6 protein-coding genes, 1 tRNA gene and 1 pseudogene are annotated in these 6024 nt (G+C 49.6%); 4 read left to right on the forward strand and 4 right to left on the reverse strand.

Going from position 1 to position 6024, the window contains the following annotated elements; genetic code table 11:
• Window positions 1-28: 28 nt before the first annotated feature.
• The 4 genes from pilB to ispB all read right to left on the reverse strand — a co-directional run bounded on the left by pilB (window position 29) and on the right by ispB (window position 3535).
• The gene (gene pilB, locus Q9J79_RS08310; RefSeq protein ID WP_301912103.1) at window positions 29-1705 is read right to left on the reverse strand and encodes a type IV-A pilus assembly ATPase PilB; all 1677 of its coding nucleotides are present in this window, start codon (window positions 1703-1705) and stop codon (window positions 29-31) included.
• A 313-nt stretch (window positions 1706-2018) separates the two neighbouring features.
• Window positions 2019-2090, reverse strand: a tRNA-Arg gene (locus Q9J79_RS08315).
• Window positions 2091-2110: 20 nt separating this feature from the next.
• Window positions 2111-2557: a DUF441 domain-containing protein gene (locus Q9J79_RS08320; protein ID WP_301666924.1), complete on the reverse strand. Its 447-nt coding sequence runs from the start codon at window positions 2555-2557 to the stop codon at window positions 2111-2113.
• A gap of 3 nt (window positions 2558-2560) precedes the next feature.
• Window positions 2561-3535 (reverse strand): octaprenyl diphosphate synthase, encoded by a 975-nt coding sequence (gene ispB / locus Q9J79_RS08325; protein WP_301912104.1) that lies wholly within the window; start codon window positions 3533-3535, stop codon window positions 2561-2563.
• Between the two features lie 223 nt (window positions 3536-3758).
• On the opposite strand from ispB, the gene rplU reads away from it, so the two are divergent.
• The 4 genes and pseudogenes from rplU (at window position 3759) to ubiM (ending at window position 5888) form a co-directional block, all read left to right on the forward strand.
• Window positions 3759-4067 (forward strand): 50S ribosomal protein L21, encoded by a 309-nt coding sequence (rplU, locus tag Q9J79_RS08330; RefSeq protein ID WP_002216394.1) that lies wholly within the window; start codon window positions 3759-3761, stop codon window positions 4065-4067.
• Between the two features lie 24 nt (window positions 4068-4091).
• The gene (gene rpmA, locus Q9J79_RS08335; RefSeq protein WP_002212328.1) at window positions 4092-4364 is read left to right on the forward strand and encodes a 50S ribosomal protein L27; all 273 of its coding nucleotides are present in this window, start codon (window positions 4092-4094) and stop codon (window positions 4362-4364) included.
• A gap of 44 nt (window positions 4365-4408) precedes the next feature.
• A pseudogene (locus Q9J79_RS10470) lies at window positions 4409-4540 on the forward strand (IS5/IS1182 family transposase); the annotation flags it as partial.
• Between the two features lie 163 nt (window positions 4541-4703).
• The gene (gene ubiM / locus Q9J79_RS08340; protein WP_301912105.1) at window positions 4704-5888 is read left to right on the forward strand and encodes a 5-demethoxyubiquinol-8 5-hydroxylase UbiM; all 1185 of its coding nucleotides are present in this window, start codon (window positions 4704-4706) and stop codon (window positions 5886-5888) included.
• The last annotated feature ends 136 nt before the right edge of the window (window positions 5889-6024 follow it).

Here is a 6024-nt window from a genome sequence, read left to right on the forward strand (position 1 = left end):
GCTTCAGACGGCATTTTCATTCTCAAACCTAATCGTTGGTATTTGCCGTTACCTCTTCCAATGAAGTAATGCCCTGCATAACTTTCAACAAACCGGCCCGGCGCAAATCCACCATACCCTCCTTATAGGCAACGTCCAAAATATCCACTTCCGTACCGTTGTTCATAATCACACGCTGCATTTCTTCGCTGATGGGCATAACCTCATACACGCCCGCACGCCCCTTATAACCCTGCCCCCGGCAACGGTCGCAACCGACGGCGCGGTAAAGTTTCCAATCTTTTGCAAGATCCTCATCGGTGAAACCGACTTCCTTCAAAGCAGAGGCAGACGGACGTTCCACTTCCTGTTTGCAGCTCGAACACAGCCTGCGTAAAAGACGCTGCGCCATAATCAGGCTGACCGAACTGGCAATATTAAACGGCGCGACACCCATATTCAGCATACGCGACAACGTCGCCGGCGCATTATTGGTGTGCAGGGTGGAAAACACCATATGCCCTGTTTGTGCCGCCTTAATCGCAATATCGGCAGTTTCCAAATCACGAATCTCACCGACCATAATGATGTCCGGATCCTGACGCAGGAAAGACTTCAAAGCAGCTGCAAAAGTCAGCCCCTGCTTCTCATTGACGTTAACCTGATTGATGCCTGGCAGGTTAATCTCGGCAGGGTCTTCCGCCGTTGCAATATTTACCGACTCCGTATTCAAAATATTCAAACAGGTATAGAGCGACACCGTCTTACCCGAACCCGTCGGACCGGTTACCAGCACCATCCCGTAAGGACGGTGAATCGCTTCCAACAACAATTTTTTCTGAAACGGCTCAAAACCGAGCTGGTCGATGTTCAAAGACGCAGCATCGGAATTCAAAATCCGCATCACGACCTTTTCGCCAAACAGCGTCGGCAATGTGCTGACACGGAAATCGATAGGCTTGCCGCCCTTTTGAAAGGTCAGCTGCATCCTGCCGTCCTGCGGTATCCGTTTTTCGGAAATGTCCAAACGCGACATCACCTTAATCCGGGAAGCAAGCTGCCCCCTTACCGCAATGGGCGGCTGAACCACCTCGCGGAGCTGCCCGTCCACACGGAAGCGGATACGGGCATTGTGTTCGTAAAACTCAAAATGAATGTCCGATGCCCCGCTGCGCAAGGCATCAGACAAAGTTTTATGGATAAACCTCGGAACAGGGCCGTCCTCAGCCTCCTCATTGTCGATATACAGGGTGTGGCTTTCCTCTTCCTCCTGCTCCTCTCCAAGCTCCTGAAGCAGCGATGTCGAACGCGAACCCACCCAATCGAGCAAACCCGCCAACTGGTCATCCTCGACAATGACCAACTCAACCGCAATCCCTGCGGCAGAAACGGTTTTCTGAATTTGCGGCATCTGGGTCGGATCGGAAACCGCAAAAAATACTTTGTTGCCCCGACGGAAAACCGGCACACAGTGGAACTCCACCATCTGCTCCTCCGTCAATATACCCATTAACACCCTATGGCGCGGATAGTAGCGCAAATCGAAAACCGAATAACTGAACACCCTTGCAATCAATGTCGCAAGCGACTTGGGCGAAATGACGCCGTCTGAAAACAGCATCGGCAACACTTCCTTACCCGCCTGCGACTCCTTGTAGTAATGCTCGGCCTGCTCAACAGTAACCACCTGGTTTTGAACCAGAATCCTCAGCAAACCTACGCTCATACGACCTTATCCCCAAATTTATTCATTGTTATACCTGTACAGCTTTTATAGTGGATTAAATTTAAACCAGTACGGCGTTGCCTCGCCTTGTCCTGATTTAAATTTAATCCACTATATCATAAAACAACAGATTTCCAAGCCGGAACATCTTTTACGGAACCTGAAAATCATTTCATGATTCTACCGTCCTAAAGGTCGGTTTTTCAAGCAGGAAGAAAAAGTTTTCAGATGGCAAAAAAGCCTTCCAACACTGAAAGGCCTTATATCGGAAACTTCCCGCAACACGAGAAACAGACAAATGCAAATCGTCAAACCTCGCCAACAGGAATCGAACCTGTATTTTACGCTTAGGAGGCATACGTTCTATCCGTTGAACTATGGCGAGCCGAAATGAAAAGGGAGATTTTAAACCTTTCCGGCAACAAAAGACAAGATGCCGGCAGCAATCAACGGCCCGACAGGGATACCGCCCATAAATGCCACCCCGATGACCGTACCGATCAGCAAGCCCGTTACCAATACCGGCTGCTGTCCCATCAAAGGCACGCCGCGTCCCGCCAGCCAAGCCACGAAAATACCGATAAAAACGGCGGATATCATTTTAAAATTCAAAAATTCGGCAACAGGAGGAACCTGCGCCTTTCCTGAAACCAACGGACTCAAAACCCCTATGGTCAAAAGAATGATACCGAGATTCAATCCGTGCTTCTCGACCAACGGGACAAACTGTACCAATGCCGTCTGCTGCATCAGCAGCAATATGGTTGCCGAGATGGTAATCGAATTGTTGTTGCTGACCACACCCAACAGAATCAGCGTAACCAGAAACAGGGGAACAAAACTGAAATTCATCGGTTACGACACCCTGACCAAAGATTCCTTCGCCAGCTGAATCATGGCATCCTTCACTTCGCTGTCGGGCAGGGCATCCAAGGCGGCAACGGCACAATCGACTGCTTTGCGCGCCTCGCCTATTGAATATGCCAAAGCATCCGAACGGACGACATAATCGTGGATTTTCTCAAAATAGCTGCGATCTGCATTTTCCAAAGCAGTACGCACATCGTTCGCAACCTGTTCGGAACCCTGACGCATCAGATAAATTAAAGGCAGGGTCGGTTTTCCTTCTGCCAAATCGTCGCCGACGTTTTTGCCGGTTTCTTCGGTTTCCCCCGAATAATCCAGCACATCGTCAATAATTTGGAATGCCGTACCGACATACATACCGTAATCTTTCAACGCCTGCTCGTATTCGGGAGGGGCATTGCCCAAAATTGCACCGACCTGCGCCGCCGCTTCAAACAATTTTGCCGTTTTATATTGGATAACTTGGACGTATTGCTCTTCGGTAATATCCGTATTGCCGATGTTCATCAGCTGCATGACCTCGCCCTCGGCAATAATGTTGGTTGCATCCGCCATCACTTCCAAAACGCGCATACTGCCCGAGGCAACCATCAGTTGAAAGGCGCGCGTGTATAAAAAGTCGCCCACCAAAACCGCCGCCGCGTTGCCGAACAGATTGTTTGCCGTTGCCCGCCCACGGCGCAAATCGCTTTCATCGACGACATCGTCGTGCAGGAGGGTGGAAGTGTGGATAAACTCGACCATCGCCGCCAGCGAATACAGTTTCTCGTCATCATAACCGACCGCCTTACCCGCCAAAATCGTCATAATCGGACGCAGGCGTTTGCCGCCCGCGCTGATGATATATGTACCGATTTGCGAAATCAGTGCGACATCGGATTGCACCGCACGGTTGATGACTTCATTGACTTTGGCAAGGTCTTCAGGCAGATGTCGCTGGAAATAGGGCAGATTCTCGAGCATGGCAGACTCTCAGGTTTACGTTTCCGTCAAACGGCAGATACCGCTTGAAAGCTGATTCAAATAGCGGGCAATTATATCAGCAAAGCCATCAGGGTACATCTTTTCAGACGGCATATGGTTATCCGAACCGCGCAAACTTTGACAAAACAGGCAAATAACAATACAATGCCAAGCTTCGCACAATGGTGTGCGGATATTAACCATAACCCTTATGGAGTTGAGTATGTACGCGGTCGTAAAAACCGGCGGCAAACAGTATAAAGTTTCCGTCGGCGAAAAATTGAAAGTAGAACAGATACCAGCCGAACTCGACAGCCAAATCGAACTGACCGAAGTTTTGATGATTGCTGACGGCGAATCTGTAAAAGTTGGCGCACCCTTTATCGAAGGTGCAAAAGTAACGGCTAAAGTAGTGGCACACGGTCGTGGCGAAAAAGTCCGCATCTTCAAAATGCGCCGCCGCAAACACTACCAAAAACGCCAAGGCCACCGCCAAAATTTCACCCAAATCGAAATCGTGGCAATCGCCTAACCTTAAAACTTAGGAGCATTACAAATGGCAAGTAAAAAAGCAGGCGGCAGCACCCGCAACGGTCGCGATTCAGAAGCCAAACGCTTGGGCGTTAAAGCCTACGGCAACGAGCTGATTCCCGCAGGTTCCATCATCGTACGCCAACGCGGTACCAAATTCCACGCAGGCGACAACGTAGGCATGGGCAAAGACCACACTTTGTTCGCCAAAGTTGACGGTTATGTCGAATTCAAAACCAAAGGCGCGCTGAACCGTAAAACTGTCAGCATCCGTCCTTACACCGGTTCTGAAGAATAATCCAACCGATACCTGAAGCCGCATCTTTTCACGATGCGGCTTTTTATAGTGGATTAAATTTAAATCAGGACAAGGCGACGAAGCCGCAGACAGTACAAATAGTACGGCAAGGCGAGGCAACGCCGTACTGGTTTAAATTTAATCCACTATACATACCCCACACCCGATTTGATACACATTAAGCTGAAAGTAAAAATCCGCATACACCCTCCCCTGCATATTTCTTCAACAGTGGGTTTTGATATAATCGCCTATCTGTTACAGATAGTTCAAACGGCATTCAAACCCTTACAAATGCCGTCTGAAATCATCGGCATCCGCCTATGCAAAGGATATTTTATGAGTTTACACAGCGACATCCTCGTCGCCGGCGCAGGCCCGGCGGGTTTAAGTTTTGCAGCCGAACTTGCCGGCAGCGGTTTGAAAGTTACCCTGATCGAACGCAGCCCACTGACTGTTCTGCAAAATCCTCCATATGACGGACGCGAAATCGCCCTGACCCATTTTTCCCGCGAAATCATGCAGCGTTTGGGTATGTGGGACAAAATTCCCGAAAACGAAATCTACCCTTTGCGCGATGCCAAAGTGCTGAACGGACGTTCCGACTACCAGCTCCACTTCCCTCAACCAACCGAAGCGCGCGGCGAGCCTGCCGACTGCTTGGGTTATTTGATTTCCAACCACAATATCCGACGCGCTGCCTATGAAGTCGTATCACAACTCGACAATGTCAGCATTCTGACCGATACAGCCGTTAAAGAAGTCAAAACATCTGATAATGAAGCGCAAGTCATTTTGGAAAACGGCAAAATCCTGACTGCACGCCTCCTTTTGGCAGCAGACAGCCGTTTCTCACAAACCCGCCGACAACTCGGTATTTCTTCAGATATGCACGACTACAGCCGAACCATGTTCGTCTGCCGCATGAAACATACTCTTTCCAACCAGCACACTGCTTACGAATGCTTCCATTACGGGCGCACCATTGCCCTGCTGCCCTTGGAAGAACACCTGACCAATACCGTCATTACCGTCGATACCGATAAAATCAACAGCGTTCAAAACCTTTCGCCCGAAGAATTGGCGGCAAGCGTAAAAGAACAGCTCAAGGGCAGGCTCGGCGATATGGAACTGGTCAGCAGCATCCACCATTACCCCCTTGTCGGCATGATTGCCAAACGTTTCTACGGCAAACGCAGCGCGCTGATCGGCGATGCCGCCGTCGGTATGCACCCCGTTACCGCACACGGTTTCAACTTGGGGCTTTCCAGCGCAGATATTCTGGCCAAACTGATTATCGAAGCCGAACAGCGCGGTCAAGACATCGGTGCATCTTCATTACTGGAAAAATACAGTAACAAACATATGCTGCATGCCCAGCCGCTTTATCACGGAACCAATATGATGCTGAAACTGTTTACCAATGAAACCGCACCGGCAAAACTGTTGCGCGGCTTGGTATTGCGTGCCAGCAACAATTTCCCGCCGCTGAAGAAACTGATCACCAAACAACTGACCGGTTAAAAACTGCCGAAATGCCGTCTGAAACATTTCAGACGGCATTTTTGTGTTATAGTGGATTAAATTTAAATCAGGACAAGGCGACGAAGCCGCAGACAGTACAAATAGTACGGAACCGATTCACTTGGTGCTTCAGCAC

It is taken from the genome of Neisseria viridiae (assembly GCF_962747995.1).
Classification (GTDB): Bacteria; Pseudomonadota; Gammaproteobacteria; order Burkholderiales; family Neisseriaceae; genus Neisseria; species Neisseria viridiae.

Excerpts from the sequence above, each read along its gene's own strand:
- rplU (WP_002216394.1), top strand. The coding sequence starts at position 3,759 with ATGTACGCGGTCGTAAAAACCGGCGGCAAACAGTATAAAGTTTCCGTC.
- rpmA (WP_002212328.1), top strand. The coding sequence starts at position 4,092 with ATGGCAAGTAAAAAAGCAGGCGGCAGCACCCGCAACGGTCGCGATTCA.
- Q9J79_RS08320 (WP_301666924.1), bottom strand. The coding sequence starts at position 2,557 with ATGAATTTCAGTTTTGTTCCCCTGTTTCTGGTTACGCTGATTCTGTTG.
- ubiM (WP_301912105.1), top strand. The coding sequence starts at position 4,704 with ATGAGTTTACACAGCGACATCCTCGTCGCCGGCGCAGGCCCGGCGGGT.
- pilB (WP_301912103.1), bottom strand. The coding sequence starts at position 1,705 with ATGAGCGTAGGTTTGCTGAGGATTCTGGTTCAAAACCAGGTGGTTACT.
- ispB (WP_301912104.1), bottom strand. The coding sequence starts at position 3,535 with ATGCTCGAGAATCTGCCCTATTTCCAGCGACATCTGCCTGAAGACCTT.